This is a genomic window from Flagellatimonas centrodinii, assembly GCF_016918765.2.
Lineage (GTDB): Bacteria > Pseudomonadota > Gammaproteobacteria > Nevskiales > Nevskiaceae > Polycyclovorans > Polycyclovorans centrodinii.
This window is the reverse complement of sequence record NZ_CP092104.1, coordinates 1,622,658-1,648,800: the sequence shown is the minus strand read 5'-3', so window position 1 is coordinate 1,648,800 and position 26,143 is coordinate 1,622,658. Positions and strand designations below refer to the sequence as shown.

Annotated in this window: 27 protein-coding genes; 6 read left to right on the top strand and 21 right to left on the bottom strand. The window is 65.4% G+C overall.

The genetic code is table 11. The features are described 5' to 3' along the window. The first annotated feature begins 14 nt into the window (after nucleotides 1–14). A complete protein-coding gene (locus JN531_RS07695; RefSeq protein WP_228348285.1) occupies nucleotides 15–1,106 on the top strand; it encodes an anhydro-N-acetylmuramic acid kinase in 1,092 nt (363 codons plus the stop codon). Nucleotides 1,107–1,115: 9 nt separating this feature from the next. Here the strand turns inward: JN531_RS07695 and erpA are convergent, their stop codons facing one another. From erpA to argC, 4 genes are read right to left on the bottom strand one after another with little or no spacing between them, the layout of a single operon-like run. Beyond that, entirely contained in the window at nucleotides 1,116–1,472 is a 357-nt protein-coding gene (erpA, locus tag JN531_RS07690) for an iron-sulfur cluster insertion protein ErpA (RefSeq protein ID WP_366522406.1), read from the bottom strand. A 17-nt stretch (nucleotides 1,473–1,489) separates the two neighbouring features. Further along, entirely contained in the window at nucleotides 1,490–1,966 is a 477-nt protein-coding gene (locus JN531_RS07685; RefSeq protein WP_228348283.1) for a bactofilin family protein, read from the bottom strand. A 25-nt stretch (nucleotides 1,967–1,991) separates the two neighbouring features. Further along, nucleotides 1,992–2,732, bottom strand: coding sequence for a DUF6776 family protein (locus tag JN531_RS07680; protein ID WP_228348282.1), 741 nt, complete (start codon nucleotides 2,730–2,732; stop codon nucleotides 1,992–1,994). Further along, entirely contained in the window at nucleotides 2,732–3,763 is a 1,032-nt protein-coding gene (argC, locus tag JN531_RS07675; protein ID WP_228348281.1) for an N-acetyl-gamma-glutamyl-phosphate reductase, read from the bottom strand. Before argC ends, JN531_RS07680 begins: the two co-directional genes overlap by 1 nt. Before the next feature lie 63 nt (nucleotides 3,764–3,826). On the opposite strand from argC, the gene hemJ reads away from it, so the two are divergent. Continuing rightward, nucleotides 3,827–4,261, top strand: coding sequence for a protoporphyrinogen oxidase HemJ (gene hemJ, locus JN531_RS07670; RefSeq protein ID WP_228348280.1), 435 nt, complete (start codon nucleotides 3,827–3,829; stop codon nucleotides 4,259–4,261). 22 nt (nucleotides 4,262–4,283) lie between these two features. Here the strand turns inward: hemJ and bfr are convergent, their stop codons facing one another. Both bfr and JN531_RS07660 read right to left on the bottom strand, forming a co-directional pair. After that, nucleotides 4,284–4,763, bottom strand: a complete 480-nt coding sequence (bfr, locus tag JN531_RS07665; RefSeq protein WP_228348279.1) for a bacterioferritin — start codon at nucleotides 4,761–4,763, stop codon at nucleotides 4,284–4,286. A gap of 115 nt (nucleotides 4,764–4,878) precedes the next feature. Beyond that, entirely contained in the window at nucleotides 4,879–5,100 is a 222-nt protein-coding gene (locus JN531_RS07660) for a (2Fe-2S)-binding protein (protein ID WP_228348278.1), read from the bottom strand. Between the two features lie 89 nt (nucleotides 5,101–5,189). Here JN531_RS07660 and JN531_RS07655 point away from each other — a divergent pair, with 89 nt between their 5' ends. Further along, nucleotides 5,190–7,466: a TonB-dependent receptor family protein gene (locus tag JN531_RS07655; protein ID WP_228348277.1), complete on the top strand. Its 2,277-nt coding sequence runs from the start codon at nucleotides 5,190–5,192 to the stop codon at nucleotides 7,464–7,466. Between the two features lie 81 nt (nucleotides 7,467–7,547). On the opposite strand, the gene JN531_RS07650 is transcribed toward JN531_RS07655, so the two are convergent. The 15 genes from JN531_RS07650 to JN531_RS07580 form a co-directional block, all read right to left on the bottom strand. Continuing rightward, nucleotides 7,548–8,318, bottom strand: coding sequence for a hypothetical protein (locus tag JN531_RS07650; protein ID WP_228348276.1), 771 nt, complete (start codon nucleotides 8,316–8,318; stop codon nucleotides 7,548–7,550). 88 nt (nucleotides 8,319–8,406) lie between these two features. Further along, the gene (locus tag JN531_RS07645; RefSeq protein WP_228348275.1) at nucleotides 8,407–9,903 is read right to left on the bottom strand and encodes an aldehyde dehydrogenase family protein; all 1,497 of its coding nucleotides are present in this window, start codon (nucleotides 9,901–9,903) and stop codon (nucleotides 8,407–8,409) included. 4 nt (nucleotides 9,904–9,907) lie between these two features. After that, nucleotides 9,908–10,774 carry an SDR family NAD(P)-dependent oxidoreductase gene (locus JN531_RS07640; protein ID WP_228348274.1) on the bottom strand — a complete coding sequence of 289 codons (867 nt, stop codon included), beginning with the start codon at nucleotides 10,772–10,774 and terminating at the stop codon, nucleotides 9,908–9,910. 67 nt (nucleotides 10,775–10,841) lie between these two features. After that, the gene (locus JN531_RS07635; protein ID WP_228348273.1) at nucleotides 10,842–12,209 is read right to left on the bottom strand and encodes a DUF1329 domain-containing protein; all 1,368 of its coding nucleotides are present in this window, start codon (nucleotides 12,207–12,209) and stop codon (nucleotides 10,842–10,844) included. 108 nt (nucleotides 12,210–12,317) lie between these two features. Continuing rightward, a complete protein-coding gene (locus JN531_RS07630) occupies nucleotides 12,318–12,641 on the bottom strand; it encodes a 2Fe-2S iron-sulfur cluster-binding protein (protein ID WP_228348272.1) in 324 nt (107 codons plus the stop codon). 75 nt (nucleotides 12,642–12,716) lie between these two features. Then, nucleotides 12,717–13,727 carry an aromatic ring-hydroxylating oxygenase subunit alpha gene (locus JN531_RS07625; RefSeq protein ID WP_228348271.1) on the bottom strand — a complete coding sequence of 337 codons (1,011 nt, stop codon included), beginning with the start codon at nucleotides 13,725–13,727 and terminating at the stop codon, nucleotides 12,717–12,719. A 94-nt stretch (nucleotides 13,728–13,821) separates the two neighbouring features. Continuing rightward, complete coding sequence (locus JN531_RS07620) at nucleotides 13,822–15,261, bottom strand: amidohydrolase family protein (RefSeq protein WP_228348270.1); 1,440 nt, start codon at nucleotides 15,259–15,261, stop codon at nucleotides 13,822–13,824. Next, the gene (locus JN531_RS07615) at nucleotides 15,255–16,604 is read right to left on the bottom strand and encodes a CoA transferase (protein WP_228348269.1); all 1,350 of its coding nucleotides are present in this window, start codon (nucleotides 16,602–16,604) and stop codon (nucleotides 15,255–15,257) included. Before JN531_RS07615 ends, JN531_RS07620 begins: the two co-directional genes overlap by 7 nt. A gap of 35 nt (nucleotides 16,605–16,639) precedes the next feature. Then, nucleotides 16,640–17,083, bottom strand: coding sequence for an SRPBCC domain-containing protein (locus tag JN531_RS07610; RefSeq protein ID WP_228348268.1), 444 nt, complete (start codon nucleotides 17,081–17,083; stop codon nucleotides 16,640–16,642). Continuing rightward, entirely contained in the window at nucleotides 17,070–18,575 is a 1,506-nt protein-coding gene (locus tag JN531_RS07605) for a class I adenylate-forming enzyme family protein (RefSeq protein WP_228348267.1), read from the bottom strand. The genes JN531_RS07610 and JN531_RS07605 overlap by 14 nt, the downstream gene beginning before the upstream one ends. A gap of 22 nt (nucleotides 18,576–18,597) precedes the next feature. Then, the gene (locus JN531_RS07600; RefSeq protein ID WP_228348266.1) at nucleotides 18,598–18,915 is read right to left on the bottom strand and encodes a hypothetical protein; all 318 of its coding nucleotides are present in this window, start codon (nucleotides 18,913–18,915) and stop codon (nucleotides 18,598–18,600) included. 82 nt (nucleotides 18,916–18,997) lie between these two features. After that, on the bottom strand, nucleotides 18,998–19,951 hold the full coding sequence (locus tag JN531_RS07595; protein ID WP_228348265.1) for an alpha/beta hydrolase: 954 nt from the start codon (nucleotides 19,949–19,951) through the stop codon (nucleotides 18,998–19,000). Between the two features lie 15 nt (nucleotides 19,952–19,966). After that, on the bottom strand, nucleotides 19,967–21,133 hold the full coding sequence (locus JN531_RS07590) for a thiolase C-terminal domain-containing protein (RefSeq protein ID WP_228348264.1): 1,167 nt from the start codon (nucleotides 21,131–21,133) through the stop codon (nucleotides 19,967–19,969). 1 nt (nucleotide 21,134) lies between these two features. Then, nucleotides 21,135–21,566 carry a Zn-ribbon domain-containing OB-fold protein gene (locus JN531_RS07585; RefSeq protein WP_228348263.1) on the bottom strand — a complete coding sequence of 144 codons (432 nt, stop codon included), beginning with the start codon at nucleotides 21,564–21,566 and terminating at the stop codon, nucleotides 21,135–21,137. A 72-nt stretch (nucleotides 21,567–21,638) separates the two neighbouring features. Then, on the bottom strand, nucleotides 21,639–22,172 hold the full coding sequence (locus tag JN531_RS07580) for a nuclear transport factor 2 family protein (RefSeq protein ID WP_228348262.1): 534 nt from the start codon (nucleotides 22,170–22,172) through the stop codon (nucleotides 21,639–21,641). Between the two features lie 428 nt (nucleotides 22,173–22,600). Here JN531_RS07580 and JN531_RS07575 point away from each other — a divergent pair, with 428 nt between their 5' ends. The 3 genes from JN531_RS07575 (at nucleotide 22,601) to JN531_RS07565 (ending at nucleotide 26,143) form a co-directional block, all read left to right on the top strand. Next, the gene (locus JN531_RS07575; RefSeq protein WP_228348261.1) at nucleotides 22,601–23,539 is read left to right on the top strand and encodes an alpha/beta hydrolase; all 939 of its coding nucleotides are present in this window, start codon (nucleotides 22,601–22,603) and stop codon (nucleotides 23,537–23,539) included. Nucleotides 23,540–23,604: 65 nt separating this feature from the next. Continuing rightward, nucleotides 23,605–25,044, top strand: a complete 1,440-nt coding sequence (locus JN531_RS07570) for a porin (RefSeq protein ID WP_228348260.1) — start codon at nucleotides 23,605–23,607, stop codon at nucleotides 25,042–25,044. 16 nt (nucleotides 25,045–25,060) lie between these two features. Then, entirely contained in the window at nucleotides 25,061–26,143 is a 1,083-nt protein-coding gene (locus JN531_RS07565) for a hypothetical protein (protein WP_228348259.1), read from the top strand.

Genomic DNA, 26,143 nt, shown 5'->3' with positions numbered 1-26,143 from the left:
TGCCGACCGGCACCATGAACCCCTGGTGGGCTGGTGCCATGTCCGGCACCAGCGTCGACGGCGTCGACGCCGTGGTGTGCCGCTTCGATCAGGGACAGTTCCGACGCGCCGAGGCCCACCACTTCGTAGCCTTCCCCGACGCACTGCGTGACACCTTGCTGCACCTGCAGCAGGATCCCCGTGCGGCCCTCACCCTGCATGCGTTGGCTTCACTTGACCAGGCAGTGGCCGACACCTACGTCGAGGCGCTAAAGCCGCTGGCAGCGCGATTCGATCTTGCCGGGGTCGGCATGCATGGCCAAACCGTCTTTCATGACCCCGGAGAGTTGGGGACCAGCCTGCAACTGGGTAATCCGCATCGGGTCGCCGCTGCCCTGCGATGCCCGGTGGTTGCCGACTTCCGCCGCGCGGATATCGCTGCTGGCGGCCAAGGTGCGCCACTGGTTCCGTCATTTCATCGTGCAGCATTCTTCGAGCCGGGCTGCGACCTGTCGGTGGTGAACCTCGGCGGTATCGCCAACATCACGCGCCTCCATGCCCACGGCGACACCGACGGCTTCGACATCGGTCCGGGCAACGCGCTGATGGATGCATGGGCCCAACAGCAGCTGGGCCGCCCGCTGGATGCCGGGGGCGAGTGGGCGGCGAGCGGCAAGCTGATTCCCGACCTCCTCGATGCACTCCGCAGCGACCCCTGGCTGGCGATGCCACCGCCACGCAGCACCGGACGCGACCACTTCAACCTGAGTTGGGTAGATCAGCGTGCACCGGGCTGGCGAACGCGGCCGGCAGCCGACGTCCAGCGAACATTTGCGGAACTGACAGCCGCCTTGGTGATCGAGGCCGTATCCGCGCATCGGGGAGGGTTGCTGCTGTGCGGCGGCGGAACGCAAAACCTGCTGGTGACAGGGCTGATCGGCGCGGGGCTACCCGATCGCGAGGTGGCGGATACCGGCAGCCGCGGCATCGACCCGCAGTGGGTCGAAGCGGCCGCCTTCGCTTGGCTCGCACATGAGCGATATGACCGGCGGCACAGCGGTCTCCCGGCCGTTACCGGCGCCCTCGGCGCCGCCGCTCAGGGCGTGGTGGCCCTGCCGCCAGCTTGACGGCCGCGATCAGACCGAAAAGGAGTTGCCGCAGCCGCAGGTGGTGGACGCATTCGGGTTGCGAATGACGAACTGGGCCCCCTGTACGTCTTCCTTGTAGTCGATCTCAGCGCCGAGCAGGTACTGGACGCTCATTGCGTCCACCAGCAGGGTGACACCGTTCTTGACCACCACGGTATCGTCGGACTCGACCGCATTGTCGAACTTGAAACCGTACTGGAAGCCGGAGCAGCCGCCCCCGCTGACGAACACTCGCAGCTTCTGCGTCGGATCCGCTTCGTCGTCGAGGAGAGTCCGCACCTTGTTGGCAGCAGCGTCGGTGAAGACCACTCCGCTGTGTTCGTCAATATCGCTCATCGCATTCATCTCAGGGCCATGAAGGTTCAGCCGCCCAACTTTGACACCGGACGGTCCGCGAGTTCCGTCACCGAGGCATCATTGCCGACTGCGGCGGGCTTGGTTTGATTGATCGGCGCCAACGCATCGCCCGACTCATGGACCAATTGGCCATTCACCGTGGCGCCCGCCTCCATCTCCAGAATCTTGTAGTAGACGTTCCCCGTCACCCGCGCCTTGGAGGACAACCGGATCCGCTCGGCGGCATGCACGTCGCCAACCACGGCCCCATTGAGGACGATATTGGGCACTCGCACGTTGCCCTCGATCAACCCGCTATCGCTGACCGACAGGGAGGCACTCTTGTCACTGGTCGCCACCACTTTGCCCTTGACCTTGCCGTCCACGTGCAGGCCGCCGGTGAAGCGGATGTCGCCGGAAACCTCGGTCTGTCGGCCCACCAGCGTATCGACCGTGGTGGTCGCGCCCTTGGGCGGCGTCTGTCCCCCAAACAATTTGCTCATGATCCACTCCCTGCGTGGCCCGTCGCTAGCCTGCGGCCAGCGCGCGCGCCCAATCGAATGGCTCTTCGACCGAGCCGGCTCCCCCTTCAGGCTGCAACTGCACACGCAACCGGCGGGGCTTGAACCCAGAAGGCAGCGTCAATACGCCACCGAACTCCTGGAAGTACTTGAACGAAAATAGCAGATTCTCAGGCACGGTCGTCGACAACTCCGCAAGGCTGAGGGTTTCCGTACGGCCCTCGCGCAGTCCCTCGACCGCGACTTGGATACGTCCGGAGACGCTTCGCTCGTTTCGCACCGACTGAATCAACACCAGCTCGAAGCGGAACTGCCCGGGCGAGTCCATCGGCTCGACCTTGACGCTATAAACGCGAACGCCCGCCCGCGTTGCCTCCGGCGACACGATCCCGCGGTAAAAGGCGACCTGCTCACGCAGGTCCAGCACTTCGGCCTGCAGTGCATCGAGATCGGCCCGAACGTGGCCACAGGTCTGGCTGTCGATCTCCTGGGAGCGTTTGACGTATACCAGCTCATCGCGGAGCTGTTCGGCCTCGGCACGCGTCGCGCGCAGCGAGCGGCTCAGGTCGCGCCGCTCGTCCCGCAGGGCTTCCACCTCCAGCCGGGCCCTCTCGAAGCCGCTCACCGTGGTGGCCCGCGTGTAGGCGTAGAGCGCCCAGGTGCCGACCGCGACCGCGCCAACCACCGCCGCCACCACCGCCGCGCGCAGCCAGGGTCGGTGCTGCTGGACGACAATCTTGTGTTGCATCAGGGACTGAGCGGCGGGGCGGAAAGCCCGGCCCGCTCATCAAGACCGAACATCAGATTGAGGTTCTGCAGCGCCTGACCGGACGCGCCCTTGACCAGGTTGTCGATCACCGACAACACCACCACGGTCTCACCGTCGGGTGCCAGGTGTGGGGCAATGCGGCACACATTGGCAGCACGCACGCTGCGGGTTTCCGGATGGCTGCCGGCAGGCATCACATCAACAAATGGCTCGTTCTCGTACGCGCTTTCGAACACCGTCTGCAAATCCGTCCCTGCCGACGTCAGCCGGGCATACACCGTCGCGTGAATGCCCCGTATGAGGGGCAGCAGGTGCGGCACGAAGGTGGCCCCGACCGGAGCCCCGGCAATCTGCGTCAGCCCTTGGGCGATCTCGGGCCAGTGCCGATGGCCGGAAACGCCATACGCCTTGAAACTGTCGGCGGCTTCTCCATACAGAGACCCCAGACGCAGCTCCCGCCCGGCACCACTGACCCCCGACTTGCAGTCGGCGATGATGCCATTCCGGTGGATCACGCCAGCCTGAAGCAGCGGCAACAGCGCGAGCTGGACCGCCGTCGGGTAGCAGCCGGGATTGGCGACAATGCGCGCCTCACGGATCGCCTGCCGATTCACCTCGGGCAGGCCATAGACCGCCTCGGCCAACAGTTCTGGGCAGGCGTGGGGCATGCCATACCACTGGCTGAAAATCGAGGGATCAACCAGCCGGAAGTCCGCCGAGAGGTCGATGACCCTGACGCCAGCACGCACCAAGGCAGGCGCCATCTGCATTGCAGTGCCATGCGGCGTCGCGAAAAACACCAGGTCGCAGGCACGCAGTGCCGCCTCGTCGGGTGCCGAAAACACCACATCCGTATGCCCCCGCAGATGCGGGAAGAAGGCGTCAGCGCGCGTCCCCGCCTCTTTGCGTGAGGTGAGAATCTGTACTTGTGCCTGAGGGTGCTGCGCCAGTAGCCGCAGCAGCTCAGCGCCGGTGTAGCCGGTCCCGCCAACGATGCCAACCTTGATCATGACAAACACAAAAACGAACGATGGGCGGCAATAATAGCGGCCTTACCAACCGCGGGCGCTCCGATGCTGTGGCTCAAGGCTTTTCATGTGATTTTCATGGTGACCTGGTTTGCCGGGCTGTTCTATCTGCCCCGCCTGTTCGTCTACCACACGCAGGTGCGCGACCCCGAAGGGCACACCCGCTTCTGCATCATGGAGCGAAAGCTATATGCCATCAGCACCATCGGCATGGTGCTCACCTGGACGTTTGGCATCGCAACCCTGCTGGCGGCCGACCCGGCATATGCCAAGGCGGTCTATGCCCAACAGGGCTGGCTGCACGCCAAGGTCGCCCTGGTGCTGCTGCTGTCGGGCTACCACGGCTGGCTGAAATCCTGCCTGCGCGCCTTCGCCGAACAGCGCAATACGCGCAGCGAACGGTTCTACCGGCTGATCAACGAGGTCCCTGCGGTGGCGCTGGTTGCGGCGGTGATCTTGGTCATCGTCAAGCCCTTCTGACCATGCCCGGACGGTGGGGGGATTATCCGCCCGCCGGCTCGACCTGCAGCTGGCAGTAGTTCTGCACGCCGATCGTCTCGATGAGCTTGAGCTGCTCTTCAATGAAGTCGATGTGCTCTTCCTCGCTCGCCTGGATACCGGTCAGGATCTCGCGGGTGACGTAATCCTTGACCTGCTCGCAATGCGCAATGGCATCGCGGTAGAGCGGGTGCGCTTCCTGCTCCAGGCGCAGGTCGCAGGCCAGCACTTCCTCGACGTTTTCGCCGATATAGAGCTTGCCGAGGTCCTGCAGGTTGGGCAGACCTTCAAGGAACAGAATGCGGGAGATGAGCTTGTCTGCGTGCTTCATCTCGTCAATCGACTCGTGGTACTCGTATTTGCCGAGCTTGCGCAGCCCCCAGTTCTCCAGCATGCGTGCATGCAGGAAATACTGGTTGATCGCGGTCAGCTCGTTCTTGAGCGCGAGATTGAGATATTCGAGAACTTTGGCGTCGCCGCGCATCGCGGGCTCCTGGCTGAATGTGGCACAAGAGTATCGCGATATTGGATCGCAAGCAATTGATTTATTTGTATTTTTTAACGATTGTGCGTGCGATTCTCAACCGCAACCGTCAGGCCTAGGCGACTGCGGCAGCGCCCGACATCGTTGGCATGCTCATCGGTGCCGCTGCAGCCTGCACCAGTCGGGCACCGAGGACATCGCGGGCCATCGGCACGCACTTGCCACAGCAGGTGCCGACCCCGAGTTCCCGGGTGAGGTCCCGCAAGCTGATGGCGCCCTCGTCGACGGCGCGACGAATGCGCTTTTCGGAGACGGCTTTGCAGACACAAACGATCATGACACGACTTTAAAAGTTAATGATAATGATTGTCAATAGTCATCCGGATCGCTAGAGTTGCGAGCCTCAACTCGCCCCAGGTACCTCTGATGCAAGCTCCCTCGCCGCTCGCGGCCACACGCCGTCTTGGTCTGCTGGCTGCACTTCTGGCGCCCACCGCCGGCTTGGCCGACGAACGCCCGACCGCCGTCGAGCTCGACGCCGTTTCGGTCATCGGCTCGGCGGCCAACCTGGAATCGCTCAGCGGCTCCGGCGCCTACATCGACCGGGCCCAGATCACCCGCCAGGGCTATGACGACATCAACCGGCTCATGCGGGAGATCCCGGGCGTCTATGCGCGCGAGGAGGACGGTTATGGACTGTTCCCCAATGTGTCGCTGCGCGGCACCGACCCCGGTCGCTCGTCAAAGGTCACCCTGATGGAGGATGGCGTGCTGACCGCGCCGGCACCCTACACCGACCCGGCAGCCTACTATTCGCCCACCGCCGGCCGCATGTCGGCGCTCGAAGTGCTCAAGGGCTCGTCTCAGGTGCAGTACGGCCCGAGGACGACGGGCGGCGTCATCAACTACCTCTCCACCGCGATTCCGACCGATCGGCAGGCCTACCTGCGTACGGCCTATGGATCGGACAACGAGTTCCGCAACCACCTCTATACCGGCGAGACGGTCGAAGCCTCGAATGGCGGGCGCTTCGGCTATCTGGTGGAGCTCTACCACCGCCAGACCGATGGCTTCAAGACCATCGACCGCGCCGGTCCCGTCGGACCCGACCAGGGCCAAAGCGGCTTCACCCGCATCGAGCCCATGGTCAAGCTCAGTTATGAGCCAGCCGGGCGCTACTACCAGCGCTTCGAAGTGAAATTCGGCCGTACTGAACTGGATGCCGACGAGACCTATCTCGGCCTCAGCGACAACGACTTCGCAGCCAGCCCCTATCGGCGCTACGCTGCCTCACGCTTCGACACCATCGAAACCGAGCACGAGCGCAGCTATTTGCGGCACCACATCGCGTTCTCGCCGGCCACCACGCTGACCAGCACCGCGTACTACAACACCTTCCATCGCAACTGGTTCAAGCTGCGTCGGGTCAATGACGGCACCCAGAATGTCAACCTCGGCGTCGCCCTCGCCGATCCCGCCCAGGCCCAGGCATTGGCGGTGCTCAAGGGCGAGGCTGCCGGCCGCCTCGACTATCGCAACAACAATCGCGAGTACGGCCTCAAGGGGATCGAGAGCATTCTCAGTCGCCAGTTCGCGCTGGGCGGCACACAGCACACCCTCAACGCCGGTGTCCGGCTGCACGAGGACTACATCTTTCGATTCCAGGACGATGTCAGCTTCACCCAGGATGCCAGCGGCCAGATCACCGGTAGCAGCTTCGGCGCCCCCGGCTCGCAGGACAACCGGCGCATCGAGACCCGCGCCCTCGCCGTTCATTTGGAAGACGTGATCGAGATCGGCCGCCTCACCCTCAGACCCGGCATCCGCCTCGAAGACCTCGACTGGTCCGGCAGCAACTTCAACAGCGGCAGCCAGTTTGACGGCGATGACCGCTACACCACCGGCGGTCTCGGGTTCGTCTATGCGCTGGCACCCGGCCGAGCCCTTTTCGGCGGGCTGTATCAGGGGTTCTCGCCGCCCAGCCCGGCGGGCGGCGCGGACGGCAGCGAGGAGGCCGAGAAGAGCGTGTCCGCCGAGCTCGGCGTGCGCGCGACCCTGGAGTCCGGCCTGGCCCAGGAGTTGGCGGTCTTCCTGACCCGCTTCGACAACCTGCTGGTGTCATCCAACGTCGGCGCCAGTGGTGGTGGCGCCTCGGAGTCGGTGGGCGAGGTCGACTCCTTCGGCATTGAATATGCACTCCGCTATGACGGCGGCCACTGGCTGGGCAACGGCTGGTCGCTGCCGCTGCGGCTGGCACTGACCTATACCGACGCCACGATTGGCAACGACGCCAATACGGCAGGCGACGCAGAGTCCATCTTCAGCGGAGGCCGCGAGGGCGCACAGCTGCCCTATATCCCGGAGTGGCAGGCCACGGTCAGCGCCGGTCTGGAGCGCGGCATCTGGTCGCTGGCGCTGTCGGCGCAGTATGTCGATCGCATGTACGCCACCGCCCTCAACACCGATGCCGCCCTGGTGTTCGATGCGACCAACGGCCCGGTACCGGATGCCCGTGGCGGCGTTATTCCGAGCACCGTCACAGTCGACCTCACGGCGGGCGTGCAGCTCAACCCCCGCGTCAGACTGTTCACCAACGTGTTCAATGCGCTGGATCGTGAGTATCTGGTGTCGCGCTTACCCGAGGGGCCACGCCCGGGCGCGCCGCTCAGCGTGCTGGTCGGCGCCGAGATGACGCTGTTCTGATCCCAGCGCGGACAGCACCCCTCGACACAACAACAAAAAGGCCCCACACCGGGGCCTTTTTGTTGAAGCGGATCGCACTCGTCAGAAGCGCCAACCGATCCCGAACGCGATATTGGGCCACAGCTTGAAGTCCTCGGCCTCATCGTTGGCGTCGTCGACCGCCGTTTGCACTTCCCGCTGCACGTTCGGATCACTGGCGGCATTCACGGTCATTCCGGGAGCCCCGCAGGACAGGTCCTGCCCGGCCTCGACCACCGCGGTCCCGCTCGCGGCCAGCGAAGCCTTGGGTGCGCCCGAGAACATCACGCCGATGTCGAACAGACCATACAGCCCCTTGTCGCCGTTCATGTTGCCGCCCCAGCCGATCCCGAGGTAGGGGGCGGTCCGCTTCCAGTCGATCGCACCCTGCAACATCAGCGGATCATTGCCATCACTACGGTAGTTGCAGTCGCCGATCTCGATGACGCCGTTGCTGTTCTGGGCATTGAGGCCGATCTCGTTGCCGTTGGAGACCAGTCCGGCCGTCACCCTGAAAGCACCCCGGAACGGATGCCAGTCGGCCATCACCCCAAATGAGCTGAGATCCAGTTCGGCATCATAGGTGGTGCCGTTTCCCGCGCCGCTGTCATCCTCATCTTCAAACTCATCGTCGTAGCTGAAGCCGTGGTAGACGCCCCGGAGGTTGAAACGGTCGCCCACCGGCACCCCGATGGAGATCCCCACCCCCATGAGGATCGAGGCGTCGAGCGATACACCCACCGCACGCGGCGGGCTCAGCAGCGACTCGGCAGCGGCCACACCCGAGCAGAGCATCGAGGCAGCGGCCAGCGCCACCGGCAGTTTGGTGATCATGAACGTTTCCCCTGGTCGCCCCCGCGGCGACGTCGACGCAAGTATTGCCGACCCTCAAGCGGCCCGGCAATCCCCCAAACGGGGCAGCCTACCGCTTGAACACGCTGGTGATCTTGATGATGCCGTTGATTGCCGAGATGGCGGCATCCGGCATCTTGATCTCCTTGCCCAGCATCTGGCCGATCATCTTCTTGTACTTGTCGGAGTAAGGCGGGAACATCAGGCCCGGATCCCCCAGCGGCGGACCTTCTTCAACCACCGCCCGCATATTCGAGCATTCCAGGAAGCTGAAACGACCGCCGATGCGCCCGGTGCCGCTGGAGTTCACGCCCCCGAACGGCAGGTGCGGGTTGGTGCCGGACTGGATCAAGTTGTGGTTCACCACCGTACTGCCCGAGGTGGTGTGGGTGAGGAACCAATCGATGGCCTCGCGGTTCTTGGCGAAGATGTACAGGCCCAGCGGCTTCGGCCGCCGGCGAATGGTCGCGACCACTTCTTCGCGCCGCGAGAACGTCACCACGCAGAGGATCGGCCCGAAGATCTCTTCCTGCATGATGCGCATGTCCTCGGTGACCCCGGTCAGCACGGTCGGCGCGATGAACAGATCGTCACGGTCAGTCTCGCCGCCGCTGGCGACGGTGGCGCCCTTGGCGAGAGCGTCATCAAGCAAGGCCTTGATGCGATCGAAATGTCGAACGTTGACGATACGCGGCAGATCCGGCGATTGCTGGAAGCCCTTGCCATCGGCGTTGTAAAGCGCCTGCATGGCCTTACCCAGCGCATCGACAAAAGGCCGTGCGATCTGCTCATGCACCAGGGCGTAGTCCGGGGCCAGACAGACCTGGCCGCAGTTGGCCACCCGTCCCCAGGCGATCTTGCGGGCGGCATCCTCGATGTCGGCCGAAGCATCAATGATGGTCGGGTTCTTGCCGCCCATCTCCAGCGTCACCGACGCAAAGTGTTCGGCGGCTGCACGCATCACCAGGCGGCCGACCGCGTGGCCGCCGATGAAGAAGATGTGATTGAACGGCAATTTCAACAATTCGCCGGCAACGTCCGGCCCACCCTGCACCACGGCGAACTCGTCATCCGGGAAGGCCTGGGCGACGATGTCGGCCAGTACCTGGGCAGACTTCGGCGCCAGCTCCGAGGGCTTCAGCAGCATGGTATTGCCTGCGGCGATGGCGCCCATCAGCGGGACCAGGCCGATGGCGATCGGGGCGTTCCAGGTGGCGAGATTGAGGACCACACCCTTCGGCTCGTACTGCACATAGCTCTTCTTGCCGAGGCTCATCAACGAACCTTTCACCGGGTGTCGCCCCATCCAGTCCTTGAGGTTGCGGGCAATGAACTCGGCCTCGGATTTCACCATCAGCAGCTGTGCGTCAATGTCGGTGTCATTGAGCCGCAGCTCCTCGCGACCGGCCGCCAGAATGGCCGGCCGCGCCTCCATCACCGCCTTCAGCAGACGCCGCAGCTTGGCGGCCCGCTCGTCAGCGGTGGTGGTGATCAGTGTCGGCGCCTTGGCCGCCAGACGCTCGAACAGGTCAGAAAGCGAAGTCTCGGATTTCAGCACGGCATTCATCGCATCAACCCTTGTAGGCCGGAATCTTGAAGGTCATGCGCATCATGCTTTCCAACTGGCTGTCGGACAGCAGGCGGCGCATCACGCCCATCGGTTTGACATCTTTGCCGAGGTACTCCATCGGCTTCCATTTCTTCTTCTTGAGAATCTGCAGGGTGCCTTCCAGCGCCTGCTCCGGCGTGCTTCCGGTTTTCTCCAGCATGTCGGGCAGCACTTGCATCATTACATTGCCGAGCGGCGGCCCGTAGATCTCGCGGATCGGTTCCGGCTGCATCGCCCAGGTCTTCTTCGTGTTTTCGTGCGCATTGGCCGACATGCCGGTAAGCACGCCACCGGGAATGATCGACGTCACCTGAATACCAAATGGGGCCAACTCGTGGCGTAGCGTCAGCGTCATCCCATGAATCGCGTGCTTGGTCATGTTGTAGATGCCCGCGCCTACCGGGTTGGCCAGAATCGCGCCGGAACTATAGTTGGCGATCCGTGAGCCTGGTGCGTTCTTGCGCAACAACGGAAGAAATGCCTGCACCACCCGCAACTGGCCGAAGGTGTTGATATGAAAGAGCCTTTCAGCCTGTGCCAGATCCGCCGCCTCCAACACACCGACAGCGATATTGGCCACACCGGCCACATTCATCAGCAGATCGAGGCCATGACCATTCAGCTTCTCGGCCACGATCCGCGCGCTGTTCTGCACCGACTCGGTGTTGGAAACGTCCTGATCGACCACGGTGACATTGCCGCCCGTCACCAGGTCGGTCGGCGCGCCGGGCAATACCCCGGCAAAAACGCGCCAATCATCGGCAGCCAATGATTTCACCAGCAGATTGGCCTGGCCGACATTGGCGCCGGTGATAAATGCGGTTTTCATTCTGAGTCCCCCGAAAAGCGTCGGGGCGGCTGTGCGCCGCCCCGGATCGTTGTTGTCAGCCAGTGGATCAATGTCCGCCGCGCGCGGCCGCCTGCGGACTGAACATCGCCGGTGTCAGCGGAATATTGATGCGCCACCAGTCATCGCCCCGCTCATTGACCAGATAGCCTGCCTCATAGGCCTTGGCAGTGAGATCGTGATAAATCGACGCACCCCGGTGGAAGGTCGACGATTCCTGCGAGTAGAAATAGTTGACGAAGGCCACCCGCCACAGCTCGCCACGGGCGTCGTAGTTGTCGGCCCACAATGCAATCCAGCTGTCTTCGTCAGCGTAAAGACGCCGCTTCGAGTAGATATGTCGCATGCCATCCTTGAGATAGCCCTCGACAATCCAGACACGATGCAGTTCGTACCGGACGTAATCGGGATTGATCGTATTGGGCGTGATCAGCTCGTCGTAGCTCAGCTTCGGATCGTTGATCTTGAAGTTGTGATACGGGACATAGATCTCCTGCTTGCCCACCAGCTTCCAGCTGTAGCGCTCGGGTGAACCGTTGAACACATAGTCATCGTCGACCGTGCGCATGCCGGCCGGCGGCACCGGATAGTCACAGCACACCTCCGGTGCCTGCCGTACCCGACGGATGCCCGGCTGGTACTGCCAGGACTGGGTGGCATCGTTGCTGAAATTGTTGGGCTGATACCCCACCGCAACGAATCCCTTGTCCCGCTCCGGCAACTGGTAGCCGGTATAGAAGTAGGCGTTGATCTTTTCGGTGAAAGAACCACGCTCGTTCGGGTTGTTGCCGGGGTTCATGGTCATGAACTTGTTGCGGCCCCAGGCAATGCTGCCATTCGCATAGACGTTGGCAATATCGGTCACCGCTCTCTCGGTCCAGGCACGATGCGGATTGATGATGTTCCAGATCGCTTCGAGGCCGGTACTGGCAAAGGGAAACGCAATGGCACCGGAGGTGCCGGTGATCCCCATGCCATCGTCCACCACCTCGGCGGAGACAGCGTTCTTCTTCACCGTGTCACACACCCACGGCTGGAAGCCGAAGTCGCGGTGGCTCGGGTAGACATTCATCTTGTAAGACTCGGGGTACTGCTTGAACAGTGCCTTCTGTCCTTCCGTGAGCTTGTCGGCGTACTGCGACATGTTCTGCGCGGTGATGGTGAACAGCGGCTTTTCATCGGCATAGGGGCCCGGCTCATAGCCGTACTCCTTGGTCATGCCGGGCCACTTGCCCACCCACTTGCCGGTGTACTCAGCGACACCGCTGTCGGATCCTGCGCGCTGGGCGCCCATGCAGGTCAACTCATCGCCATCCAGCTCAGCGGCCTTTTCGGCCGAGACCTTGGCCGCTGCAGGCAACGCCATCGCAGTCAAACTCAGTGCCAGCACACCCAGCGCATTGCGCATTGCCTTCATGTTGATCTCTCCTCCTCAAACCGCATTTGAATAGCGTATTACTGCTCGACTTGCCGACGGTGGCAAAGCCGTGGCAACTCGTCATCCTCCGCTCGGACGAGAGCGCCGTCAGACCGGCGGTGCGATCTCGATCTTGAGCCCATCCAGGCAATCGTCCATCGGAATCTGGCAGGACAGCCGTGAAGTCGGTCGCAACTCGACGAAATCGCTGATGGCCTCCAACATTTCCGCCTCCTCGTCACTCTTGGGCGGCAGGCGCTCGGCCCAAACCGGGTCGACATAGACATGACAGGTGCCGCATGACATGGCGCCGCCGCAAGTGCCCTCGATGCCGGTATCGGCATCGCGCAAGGCGTCCATCAATGCACAGCCGCTGTCTGCCGTCACCGTGCACCCCACGCCGTCCCGCCCTGTTACCACCACCTCAGCCATTTTTGACCCTCAGAAAGTAAAACTGCGCCCGATCCGTCAGTACGGAGCCGGGCGCAGTGTTGATGTCACACCGGCTCAGATCTTGTCGATCCCTTCAAAGCCCGGATAGAACTGCTTGAACCACTTGCGGAACTGCAGCACCGGCCCGTCACCGTCGCACAGCAGTGGGTTCGGGCGATATTTCTTGTTGTTCCAGACGATAAAGTCGACGCTTTCGAAGCCAGCGCTCTCCTCGCCTTCGGCTGCCCCGATCATGTGGTCGATGATCTTCTTCGACACATGCAGTTCTTTGGAACCTTCCGGGTAATCCACATGGCGAAACGACATGTTCATCTGCGACTTGTCGACGCTCACCGGCACGGTGTACGAAATCATCGTGGCGGTCACCCCTTCCTGGGTAAAGCGCATCACGTTGAGGCCCGGGCCATGCGCGGTACCGACGATGTAGCCCTTGCCGATATCCAACTCCATCCGCGGGCCGTCGTAGGTGGCATCCACCGGCGGGATGCCAGGTGCACCATGGAGGAATTTGAGGTGCGCGGTGTCGACCCCGTTCTCGGCGATTTCCTGGATGCAGGTGTCGGCCGTCCACGAGCCGCGACGATCTCCGGCGTAGCCGGTTTCATCTTCCATTTCCGGGATGTACGGCAATTCGAAGCTGGGCGGCTCGCACTGCGGGTGATACCACGCCCACATCATCCCGTACTTCTCGACCATCGGCAGGGTCCGCAGGATCGCCTGCTTCTTGGCGATCGGCGGCATGATCTTGGCGTAGGGGATGTTCTTGCACCAGCCGGACGTGTCGTACTCCCAGTGGTGGAACGGGCAGCGCAGATGTTCACCGCAGACCGACCCGCCGTGCCCCATGTGGGCCCCGAGGTGCGGGCAGTAGGGGTCGGACATCCCGGGCTTGCCGGACTCGGTGCGGAACAGCACCCACTCCTGATCAAAAACGAAAACGTTCCGCAGCTCTCCTGCCTTCAGGTTCTCCGAAAAATCGATGAAGAACCAACCGACGGGGATCGGGAACGGGCAGCGCTCCAGGCTCTTCGACTCGAGCAACTGCTTCAGATTGATATCACCCATTGCTGACGACTCCTCCTGCTGCTGGCGACCGGTCAGCTCACATGCCGACCGGGGTGGTAGGTCCCGATCATGCGCTGTCTTGCGCGTCCCCTGCCTACTCCATAGAGGTGAAATCGGGCCCTTGATCGGCCGCTGCGACCCATCGCCCCCCCTGCCAGACCGCTCGCGGCCGGATTTCGGCCAGATTCGACCGCAGCGCCGCCCATGGTGCGGGCAGCAGGCAAAGGTCGGCGATCGCACCGATGGCCACCCGTCGTGGTCGGGTCGGAGTCGCCAGATCGCCCAGGTAGCCCGACAGCGCGGCCTCGGGACCGAGCGCCTCGTCGGCGCCGATCACCGCACCGCTGGCTGTCCGGCGATCCACTGCCGCCTGCATGCCTCGCCACGGATTGACGCTGCCATAGGGGGCATCGCTGCTCAAGGCCAATCCCACACCCGCCGCCTGCAGCCCGGCCAGACGATACAGCCAGGGCTGATCGTCGGCCTCGACCTGACGCCGGTAGCGGTCACCCCGTTCGGCGATGAAGACCGGCTGCGTCACCACTGACAACCCCAGCCGCGCCATCCATGACGTCAGTGACGGCGGTGCTACCGCGGCATGTTCGATGCGGTCGTCAGCGCCCACGCCGGCGGCCTCGAGCGCGCCCAGGGCAAACACCAGTTCGGTGCGGGTGACACAGTGAAAGGCAGCCCCGCGCCCGGCGCGGTGCGCCTCGGTGATCGCCGCCACCACCATGTCGAGGGGCGGCAGATCATGTTCATGAAGATGAAACTTGCGCGCGCCGACGGCGCGGCGCGGGCTGTCCGATACCACCGCATCAAGCGAGCGATCACCCATCACCCGCAGGTCCTGCAGCAATTCTCCGCTGTCCTGCGCAGCCGCCAGGGCATGCCATCGATCGCGGTCATTGTCGTGCCCAGTGTCCGTCACAGCGGTCACGCCCCACCCCGCCAACGCGCGGCTGAGGGACGCCAGCGACGGTCGCTGGCCGCCCAGGCGCTGGCGCAACCATCGATCGGCGTCCAGCAGTCGCCCGGTCGGTCGGCCCTGAGCGTCGCGCTCCGGCGGGTCATCGGCTGACAGCGGCCCGAGCCGGTCCAGTGCCGCAGTGTTGAGCACCCACAGGCGCCCACTGCGGTGTTGCAGCCGTACCGGTCGGTCCGGCAGTACCGCGTCGAGTACCGCGCGATCCAGTACCCGCGCCTCACCGGCCAGACTGTCGTCGACGCCGACGGCCCGCAGCATCTCGCCGGCGGGCAGCCGTGCGTCCGCCGCGCGCAGCACCGATGCCAGATCGTCGAGGGTGGCCACGGCGGCCGGCCCACAATCCACTGAAGTCCGCGCCGCCGCCGTCGCATACAGGTGCAGGTGATGATCACGCAGCGCCGGGATCAGCGCCGCCCCCTGCGCCAGATACTCGGCTTCGCCCGACTGCCGCTGCAGACGCGGCGCAATGTCGGTGATCCGTCCATGTTCGATCCGCAGGTCGGCGCAATCGCGGCCAAACGCCAGCTCGGCATCGCGGATCAGCATGCCACCCCCCAGTCAGCGCAGACCGCTTCGGTGTGCACGCCGAGCGGCGCCGCACGGCCATTGAGGGGCCGCGCTGGCGGCACGGCCGGCGAAGCCGGTTGCCGTGCCGCCCAGTCGATATGACGGCGGCGGCGCGCGGTCATGGTCGCCGGCAGCTCATGATGGAGCACATGCCGCACCACGCCGGACAACGACAGCGAAAGCAGGCAACCGCCCCCCTGTCGCCAGCCGGCCCAGGCGGCCAGCGCGGCATGCAGGCCGGCCAGCGGATCGGCGATCGCATCGCCGACAAACGCCGACTGTCCGGTGGACTCGTACAACAGGGCGCTCAAGCCGCCGGCAACCCCGGCATCATCGCCAAAACCGATCCACTGGTCTGCCGGTGGTTGGCGACCATGGGCGGTCAGGCTGATCCAGGTCCGCCCCGGCCGCGCGGCCACCCAGGCGCTGGCGTCGATCCCCAACTGGCGCAACGCCCGCGGCCGGGCCGCCTCGATGACGATGTCCGCCGCCGCCACCAGGGCCTTCAACCGTGCCCGTCCGTCCGCGGAGTCAAAGTCGACCGCGGCCATCCGCTTGCCCGCGTTGAGCCGGTCAAAAAATGCGGGGGGGCCGCGGCGGGCGCCGTCGGGGCGGGCGGTACTTTCGAGCTTGACGACGTCGGCGCCGCAGCGTTGCAGCAAATGCCCGCACAGCGGGCCCGCCCACAGCGCCGAGAGGTCCAGCACACGCGGTAACCGTTGTGGAACGGGCACGGCCGGCCGCCGCACCTCGGCCTGAACCCAGGGCGCGGCTGGGGGCATGACATCCGCGGCCACCGCCAGTCCCATCTCGCGGCCGCGCCCGATCCAGTCATCGCGCCGGCCGGCGGCAACCTGCCGGGCGATGGCGGCCCAGTCGTCGGGTACGATCTCGGCCTGTAGCCAGGCCGAGAGCAACTCCCGGTCTTCCGGGCGCGCCAGATTCAGCGCCAGGCGTCCGTCGGCAGCCGCGAGCAGCCGGCAACTGCCCCCCGCCGAGATGCACCCGCGTCGCCCGTGGCCGAAATCCGCCGCCCGTTCGGTCAACAGCCCGGCGCCTGTCAGGCCCGAACGGTCCGCGTCCGGCGCCAGCGACCACAGGGCCGCCAGCACGCCATCGGCGGCGGCCGCCAGTGGGGCGATGGAAGTCAGCGGCGGACCGTCGGCGAGCCCGGTGAGGGCGGTCAGGCCGCAAGCCGCTGCGCGGTCGGCCGGATGCTCATCCACCAGCGACAGGCCGGCGGCCGGAAGGCCCAAAGCCTGCAGACACGCGGCGCCATAGCGTCGCGCCATCTGCTCAACCGGAAGCTCACCCTCGATCATGCGGGGAGTACACCAGATCGGCGCGAGGTCCGCGGTCAGGCGGCTCGGTGCAGGGCCTCGGCCCGCGCCTTGAGCGCATCGGTCATCCCCAGAAAGCCGCGCTCCAGACCGTTGCGGAATAGCCCGAGGACCAGGAACTGCATCCAGCCATGAATCTCGAAATGAGACGTATAGCGTGTGCGGCCGTCGGCCAGTGGCGTCAGACGATGCCAGCGATGGCTGCGCATGGCGCCCAGCGGCATCGGCTTCATCTTGTAGCCGAAGGTCTGCTGCGGTGTCAGTTCGCTGATCCACTCCCGTTGAAACTGTGGCTTCGCAGTGAGCATCACCTGCATCTCGATGGCGCCGCCAACCCGCAGATCGCACCGCACCTCCGGGACGAACGGATTCCATTCACCGTAGCGGGGGAAATCGGTGAGCACCTGCCACACCGTCTCCAACGGCGCGTCGATGTCGCGCTGGTGGTCAAGCGTGAACATCGGAAAATTCCTGGCGAATGACGCGACGCAGCAGTTTGCCGGTCTCGTTGTAGGGCAGCGCGTCGGTGAACCGCCACTGCTGGGGGACCCGAGAAGACCGCAGACGGTCCTTGACCAGGGCCCCCAGGGTGGCTTCGTCCACGCTGGCGCCGGGCTTGAGTACCACCGCCGCAGCCACTGCCTCGCCCCACTGTGCGTCGGCCATCGCCACCACGGCAACGTCGGCGACCGCGGGATGCGACAGCAGCACTTCTTCGATCTCGCCAGGCGAAATGTTCTCGCCGCCGCGAACGATCACATCATCGGCCCGGCCATCAAGAAACAGGTACCCCTCGGCATCGAGAAAGCCGCGATCCTTGGTGGGGAACCAGCCCTCGGCGTCGAGTTGGCTGCCTTGCGCCTGATACTCGCCGGAGACCTGCGGGCCGCGGACGAACACCAGGCCGGCTTCCTCGGGCCCCAGCACGCGGCCGTCCTCGTCACGGATCTCGATCTCGACCGCAGCCGCACGCCCCACCGAGCCCAGCCGTCGGGCCACCTGCGGGTCATCGCTGGCAATCGCAGTGCGATGATCCTCGGGCCCCAGCACGGCGACGGTGGAGCTGGTTTCGGTGAGTCCGTAGGCGTTGGTGAAATCCACCCCCGGAAACAGCGCCATGGCGCGACGAATCACCGGCAGCGGCATCTTGCCGCCCCCATAGGCCAGTGCCCGCAGCGCCGGCACGTCGGCCGACGCTCCATGGGCATCGAGATGCTCGACGATCCGCGCCAGCATGGTGGGCACCAGGAAAGCGTTGCTGACCGCTTCCGACCGCACCGCCGCCAACCACGCGGCCGGCTCGAAATTCTCCAGCTGCACCATGCGGCGACAGGCATAGGTGCTCGACAGCACCGAGGAGATCCCGGCGATGTGATACGGCGGAACCGTCACCACAATGGCATCGTCTTCGTCGGCGCTGGCGAACTCCACCGTGCCAACGATGTAGGCCATGAGGTTCTCATGGCGCAGGATGGCGGCCTTGGGCTGGCCGGTGGTGCCACTGGTGAACAGCTGCACGGCCACCGCCGACGGATCCTCTGCCGGCACCGGGGCGGGGGCATCGGCAACGGCCTGCAGCGCCAGGAACGCATCGGTGGTGATGACCTGCAGGCCGTCACGGGCGTCCACCTGATCGGCATAGGCTTCGCCCACCACCAGCAGTGCCGGGGTCACCCGGTCGAGCAGGGCATTGATCTCGGACCGCGTCAGACGATAGTTGAGCGGCACATAGGGCACATCGGCATAGGCCGCCGCGAAGATCGCGATCGGCACCGCAGGGCTGCTCACGTCAAGCACCACCAGCCGCTCGACCCCGCGTGCCTTCACCATCTGCGCCGCAGCCTGCGCCGCCTGATGCAATGCGGCGTAGGTCCAGCGCTGTTCGCCCTGCACCACGCCGACGCGGTCGCCGAAGGCTTCGGCAGCCATGTCGAGAATCATCGAAATGTTCATGAGCTTGCGTCGGCGCGGCGGTTCAGTCGGACGAGGGCAGCTGCTTGGCCTGCTTCACGTCCAGCGCGGTACCGTCCAGCGCCAGGCTGCCCTGTCCGCCTTTGGTGCACAGCAGCTCGATGCTCTCATCGGCGTTGACGTAGCGCTTGCCGATCAGGGTGCCAGCGCTGTGGGCGGCATCAAGTGTGGCACTGCCGTCCGCGGTCGCGGCAGCCGCCAGCATCAGGGCGCCACCGCACTGCAGTGCATGGTCGCCGGCGGGGGCTTTCACCACCATTACCTGGGTATCGCAGACCGCGCTCTTGAAGCGCGCGCCGGCCTTGAGTGCCACGGTCGTCATGGTCCTGTGTCTCCTGATCGGGAAATGTCAAAAGGGTTGCTGCAGCGGATGCTACGCGAGGGCGTGCCGGCGCTGCCCCCTCCTAATGCATGAGGTCACGCGCCCAGGCCCCCAGCCGGGCGAACAGCCGGCTGCGGCTGGGGAACAGAAAGTGGCTGTGGCCGGTATCCGGCAACACCTCCAGGGTCACGGCCGGGCTCGCCGGGAAACTCGCCGGGATCGCCTCGGGTGGTCCGGTCATGTCGCGCTCGCCGACGCCGATGAATACCGGCACATCGACCGCGCGTGCCTCGGTGGCGACATTGCCGGGCGCCATCGACAGCGTCGCCGGCACCGGCAGCAGGTTGTCGGTGGCCGCCTTGAGTGCGGCGACGCCGCGGGGATCGGCCTGCGCCGAGCCGTAGAGTTCGGCACGGTTGCCGCCACCACCGCCACCCCCGAGACGCGGGTAGGCGGTGCCGAACATGCTCTTGGCGATGGCCGTCAGTTGCGGCCGCAGCACGTCCGGATCGGTGGTGTCGCGCAACGGCGGCGGGGCGAACTGCGGCAGCCCGCGGGTGGCGAAGCCGAGCAGTGCCAGGCCGGCAAACGGCGCTGATGCCGCCTGCAGCAGCAGGGTCATCATCGCCCCCATCGAATGGCCGACGCCCAGCGCCCGCAGCGCCGGCAGCGACGGCCGGTCGCGCACCAGCGTGCCGCTGCGAAGGCCCGTCAGCAGCGCAGCAACGGCCGCCGCATTGGCGGCGGTCAGCAGTTCCGGCGTCAGCACCCAACCATCTTCAGGGCGGCTGCTGTCGCCGACGCCCAGATGATCCAGCGCCGCCACCAGGAAGCCCTCGGCGACCATCGCTTCGGCGAACGAGAACGTCGGCACCGCGCCGGCCACCTGCAAGTCGTAGTAGCGGCGGTTCATGTTGCCGCCCGGCAGGCAGACCAGCACAGCGGTGGGCGGCTGTCGCGGCCACCACAGCGATGCCGCCACCGTCAGCGGTGGTTCACCCGGCAGCGTCAGGCCGGTGTCGAGCGTCAGGTGCATCGGTTGCCGAGGGCGTCAGTCGCGACCCAGCACAGCCGCGGCCATCCCCGAGGTCACCAGCACGTTCTGCACCCGCTGTACCTGGTTGACCGAGGTGCCGCGCACCTGTCGCACGCCCTCGATCATGTTGTTCATGCCGTGGATGTAGGCCTCGCCGATGAGGCCGCCGTTGGTGTTGATCGGCAAGCTGCCGCCCAAACCGATATGCCCGTCCTTGACGAAATCCTTGGCCTCGCCCGGCTTGCAGAAGCCGAAGGCTTCCAGCTGCGTCAGCACCTGCGGGGTGAAGGCGTCGTAGATCATCGCCGCCTGCATCTCGGAGGGCTTGAGCCCGGTCTGCCGCCACAGCCGCTTCGCCACGCCGTGGGCCTCCGGCATGATGGTGAGATCGTCGTGGTAGAAGTTGGAGATCACTTCCACGTTGTAGGGAATCGACTGGGTCGCCCCCAGCAGCTTGACCGGCTTCTGCCGGAGATCCCGCGCGCGCTCAAGGCTGGTCACCAGAATTGCGACGCCACCATCACTTTCCTGGCAGCAATCGAGCAGGCGCAGTACCGGCTCCATGATCCACTTCGAGTTCTGGTGATCTTCCAGCGTGATCGGCTTGTTGTAGAACCAGGCATTCGGGTTGGTCGCGGCATGTTGCCGCTGCACCACCGACACCCGTCCGAGGTCTTCGTTGGTGACCCCGTACTTGAGCATGTAGGGTCGCGCCGACAGCCCGGCCCAGCTGGCCGGCGTCATGGCGCCAAAGGGAATGCACCAGAGCAGCGTACCGGTGCCGTGACCGCCGGTGTAGCCCTTCATGTCCGTCGGATTCTGGCCGAAGCGGTACTGGCTGCGCTCGTTCATCGCGCGCCAGATCAGCACGTTGTTGCACAGCCCGGCATTGACCAGTGCCATCGCCTGGTACAGCGTCGCCGCCGCCGCCGCACCGCCGCCGGGGATGCGCGTGGTGTAGGCCAGGTCCTTCACCCCCAGCGCCCGCGCGAGACCGATCTCGTCGCTGTTGTCGATGGTGAAGGTGATCATGCCGTCGATGTCCTGCGGATTGACGCCGGCATCCTGGCAAGCGGCCAGCGAACACTCGGCGGCCAGCTGCAGTTCGCTGCGGCCGGATTCCTTGGAAAACTCGGTCTGGCCAATCCCGGCGATGGCCGCTTCCTGAAAACTGCGGGCCATGTCAGCGACTCCCTGCAGGCCGGAACACCGGCACCTTGTGATTGTTGATGGTCGGCTCGAAGGTGACTTCCACCGCCATGCCCTCGGTCACTTCTTCCAATGACACACCGACGATGTTGGAGACGAAGCGAATCCCCTCCTCCAGGGCAATGATGGCGACGATCGGCGGCTCGCGGAATCCGAACGGGGGTGGATGCCGGGGCATCACCCAGGACACCACCGTGCCGCGACCGGACAAGGGCACGATGTCGTGCTCCAGCGTGTGCGTCTCCGGACACATCGGCCGTGGCGGGAAGTAGAACTTGCCGCTGGCGCGGAAACGCTGACCCACGAATTCCTCGCGGTCACAGGCATCCCAGAAGAACTTGGCATCCGGGGTGACGATCGGTGGCATCCGGATCGGCTTGGCCGCCGGGGTATCGGGAGTACTCATGGTGGGCTCTGAAAAGGAGTGATCGGAAGACTAGGCGGCGGGCCGCGCGGCTGCCTGCCACAAAAGGGTGAGTCAACCCGCGGCAGGCAGGTTGACCGACAACATGGCGATGAGGCGGCGCTTGGTCGGCACCACCCAGTTGGCCTTGAGCACGGGGGACAGCAGACCAGCCGCCTCCAGCTCGTCACACAGGTGCATCTGGTGGGCGAGATCGAACAGGTCCAGCTGCTCGGTGAACAGACCATCGTCGCCGACGGTAATGAACGACACCCCCGGGGTCTGATAGTACCCCCCGCCCGGCCGCTGTCCGGGACCGCGATTCCACCAATGGGTGATGATCCGGTTGCCGTGGGTGGTGAACCGTTCGATGGGGAAGCTCCAGCCCTCCCACCCCACCCGCATATCGCGCCCGTAATGGGTTTCGCGAATCTCCTCGCGACTGTTGGCCTGCACCCGCAGGGTGCCGCCGTACTCACAGAGATAGACGCAGTCTTCTGCGTAGAAGGCGTCGGCCAGCCAGGACCACTCATTGCGGGCCGCCGCCTCGACGAACGCCTGCTGCATGGCGACTGCACGCGCCTCGACCTGCTGCGGTGACAGCGTCATGGCGTCTCCCCGGTTGATGTTGTGCCGACAGGCTGCCCTGCACCCCCGTCGCGGTCGTCATCCGTTTTGACCAGTCGCGACCGGACCGGACCGCCGGGCCGCCTGAGCGACGCCCAAGGAACCTCTGAAAAACGTCGCGAGCGAAGGCAGGTTGTCAGGCACATCCCTGTGCCTGACCCCTCGGGGCTGACGCGCCATTTTCGTTCCAGACGAAATGGTGAGTGCCGTCGGAGCGCAGAAAGCACAGTGTATGGGTCAATACATGAGCATTTCGAGCACCGCCGGCACTCAAGATGCCGAGCGCAGTAGTTTTGCAGAGGTTCCCTAACACCAATGAGTTATTGGAGCCCCGTCCGCGAGCGCGTACAACGCTAACAGCCGGACACCCGACGATCCGGCATCCATCCAGACGGAGAGGAGACGACCCGATGACCGCATTTCGATGGCCGTTGACGGCCATGATTGCCGGCCTGCTGCTGTGCGGCACTGCGCAGGCGGACGCGCCCGTCGTGATCGACCTGTGGCCCGCCACTGTCACCGCCGCCTCGCCGGTCAACGGGCCCGAGCGTGTCGGCCGTGAGGGCAGCGGCACCGGCGCGGTTCGCAACATCTCCCGCGCCCGCATGGAAATCTTTCGTCCCGAGCGCCCCAACGGCACCGCCGTGATCATCGCCGGTGGCGGCGGCTATTTCCGGATCCAGATCGGCCGCGGCAGCGTGCCGGTGGCCCAATGGCTGGCGTCGGTGGGGGTGACCGCGGCGGTGCTCTACTACCGGCTGCCCGCCGATGGCTGGGATCCGGCCGCGCCGGTGCAGGATGGCCAGCGCGCGCTGCGGATCCTGCGGGCACGCGCCGACGAATTCGGCATCGACCCGGCCCAGATCGGCCTGCTCGGTATGTCCGCTGGCGGCCACCTGGCCGCGGTAGCGGGCACCCGCCATGCCCATGCCTTCTACCCCCCCGCAGATGCCATCGACACGCTGTCAGCCCGTCCGGACTTCGTGGTGTTGCTGTATCCGGTGGTGTCGATGCGACCACCGCTGGACACCACCCGCACCCGGCAACACATGGACCGCGCACCCGATGTCGAGCAGGCCTACTCGCCGGAGCTGCATGTCGACGCCAGCACCCCGCCGATGTTCCTGGTGCACTGCCTGGACGATCCCATCGCCAGCCCCGGCCACAGCCAGGTGCTGTTCGAGGCGCTGCAGGCCCAGGGCATTACCGCCGAGCTGCGGCTGTTCGATACCGGCGGCCATAGCTGGGGACTGGGCCGGCCGGGGACCGAACCCGCGGCCTGGCCGCTGCTGTTCAGCCGCTGGGCACGCGGCCAGGGCTTCATGCGCCGCACCCCCACACCTCGTTGAAGCCCCGGCCTCAACACGACACGACCCGATCGGCACTCCGCGCCGGACAGACCAGGAGAAGATTCATGAACGCCTTCCGAACCACTGCCATTGCCGGCGTACTGGGTGCCGGCCTGCTGTCGCCACCGGTGCTGGCCGACACCGCCGAGGACACCCTGCTGCGGCGCCTGGAACAGCAAAGCGCACAGATCGAAGCGCTGCAACGCCGGCTCGATGGTCTTGAGGCCGGGCAGTCCACGCCGACCGCCAGCGCCGACGTTGAGGCGCTGCAGGATGAGGTCGAGGCGCTCCAGCTGCAGCTCACCCAGATGAGCCTCGGCGCCGGCGCCAGCACCGGCAACACCAACGGCAGCACCAGCTGGCGCCGTGGCGGCCCCGAATTCCGCAGCGCCGACGGCTTCTACCGTCTGCATGTGCGCGGCCGCGTCGCCCTCGATGTCTCCACCACCGACGGCTCCGCCTTCGACGACCGCAACATCAGCGGCACCGAGATGCGCGCCATCCGCCTCGGCGCGCAGGGCAGCATCGGCAACATGCGATACAAGGTCGACGCCGACTTCGCGGACCAGGACATCTCGGTGAAGGACGCCTGGCTCGGTTGGCGCTGGCACGCCCTCGGCCTGCCGATGGAAGGCTTTCTCGGCAACCGGCTGAAGGACCGCAGCATCGATGGCTCCGGCACCCTGTCGCGCAACCCCTTCATGGAGCGCAATGCGGTGGCGCAGGTCGGCGCTTCGGTCAACGGCTACTACGGCCTCGGCGCCCACCTCAAGATATTCGGTCGTACCTGGCACCTCGGCACCAGCATCGCCGGCGACCAGATCGACAACACCGGCGATGAGAGCGATTCCATCACCTACACCGTGCGCGGTCACTGGAACCCGCTGAAGACCGGCACCGGCTTCGTCCATCTCGGCAGCTGGTACTACTACGAAAAGCTGGCGGATGACGTCGTCTCGATCAACAACGTGCCGCGGATCGGACAGAACTTCAACGACAACCTGCGGGTCTCGTCCAGCTCCATCGCCAACCCGGAACGCAACGAGGGCTATGGCCTGGAACTGGGCGGCGTCTATCGCAGCCTGTGGTCGTTCGCCGAGTACACCGAACGCCGTATCTCGGCACCGTCGGTCACCTTCCTCGGCCTCACCGACCGCATTGATCGCGATGCCTGGGCCATCTCGGCCGGCTGGCTGATCACCGGCGAGAAGCCGGGCTTTTCGACCCGTTCCGGTCTCTGGGGCACCACCCGGGTCCTGCGGCCGGTCACCGAAGGCGGCATCGGCGCCTTCGAGCTGGCGGTGCGCGCCGACGAGTACGACTTTACCGATGCGCCCAATGGCGGCGACGGCAGCCGAACCACCATCGGCGTCAACTGGTACCTCAACAACCAGGCGCGGCTGATGCTGAACTACGTCGACTGGGAAACCGACAACAAGGTCGGCAGCTTCCAGGGCCCGGACACGGGTCGTTCCATCGGCATGCGCGCGCAAGTGCTGTTCTAAGAATCCGGAGACTCCCATGACCCCCATCCTGACCCGTGCCTCGCACCGCCTGCTGCCCGGCCTCGCCGTCGCCGCGTTCTGTCTCGGCCTGCATGGCTGCATCGACGGCCCCGAAAGCCCGGCACCCGAGCCCGTCAACCCCGACCCCGATGCCTGCCCCTTCCTGCCGGTGGATCCGGTGAGCTTCAAGGGCGGCAACAGCTGGGGCGAGGAACTGACCGTCACCCTGCAGCCCGATACCCTGGCCTACACCATCACCCTCGATGCCAGCCTGCAGCGGACGGTCGGCACCGTCTTCAGCGGCACGCTGGATCCGCTGGATGACTGCACCTACGACAGCAACGAGGCTGGCGCCATTTTCACGCTGGCGTCCGGCGGTGTGCTGCAGGGGGGTGTGACCGCGGCCGACAGTGCCAACTTCCTGCCCCTGCTGGCCTTCCGTGACACCTTCAACAACGCCGACACGCCGACGGTTTTCAACCCTATCGCCTTCATCGCCAACGCCATCGGCGTCCACCATGACGGCGCGACCGCGCTGTCGTACGGTGGCTCCGGCCGCATCCGCAATGCCGGCACCTTCCAGCTGTGCCGGGATGAGGTGAGCAACCGCTTTGTCACCTACGCCGCCAGTTGTGCCGTGACCGAGAAGGGCTATCTGACCTACAACAGCGACCGCAATGCTTTCGACCTGTTCACCACCGATCCCGGCGGCAGTGCCGTCACCAGTGGCGGCGAGCTGACCGGTTCGATGATCATCGGCCTGGTCAGCGGCAACGCCGTGCCACTGCAACTGGTGCGGGAGTCCACCGCCAGCTTCGGCCTGCGGCTGTTCACCCCGCAGGCGACGCTGGAGGCCAATGCCGCCGATGGCAACTACAGCACCCTCGACACGGCGGGTGGCCCGTCACGGGTCACCATCGCCGGAACCGACTTCAGCCGCGGTGAAACCACCGCCACCCTCACGGTCGACACCCCGGCGAGCGGCGTTACCGCGGTCAGCGGCGACATCACCGGCAACGTGCTGTACAGCAACGGGATCTATGGCTTCATCCCGGCTGCCAGCGGTCAGCCGGCGTTCGAGCTGGGCGTGTTGAACTGA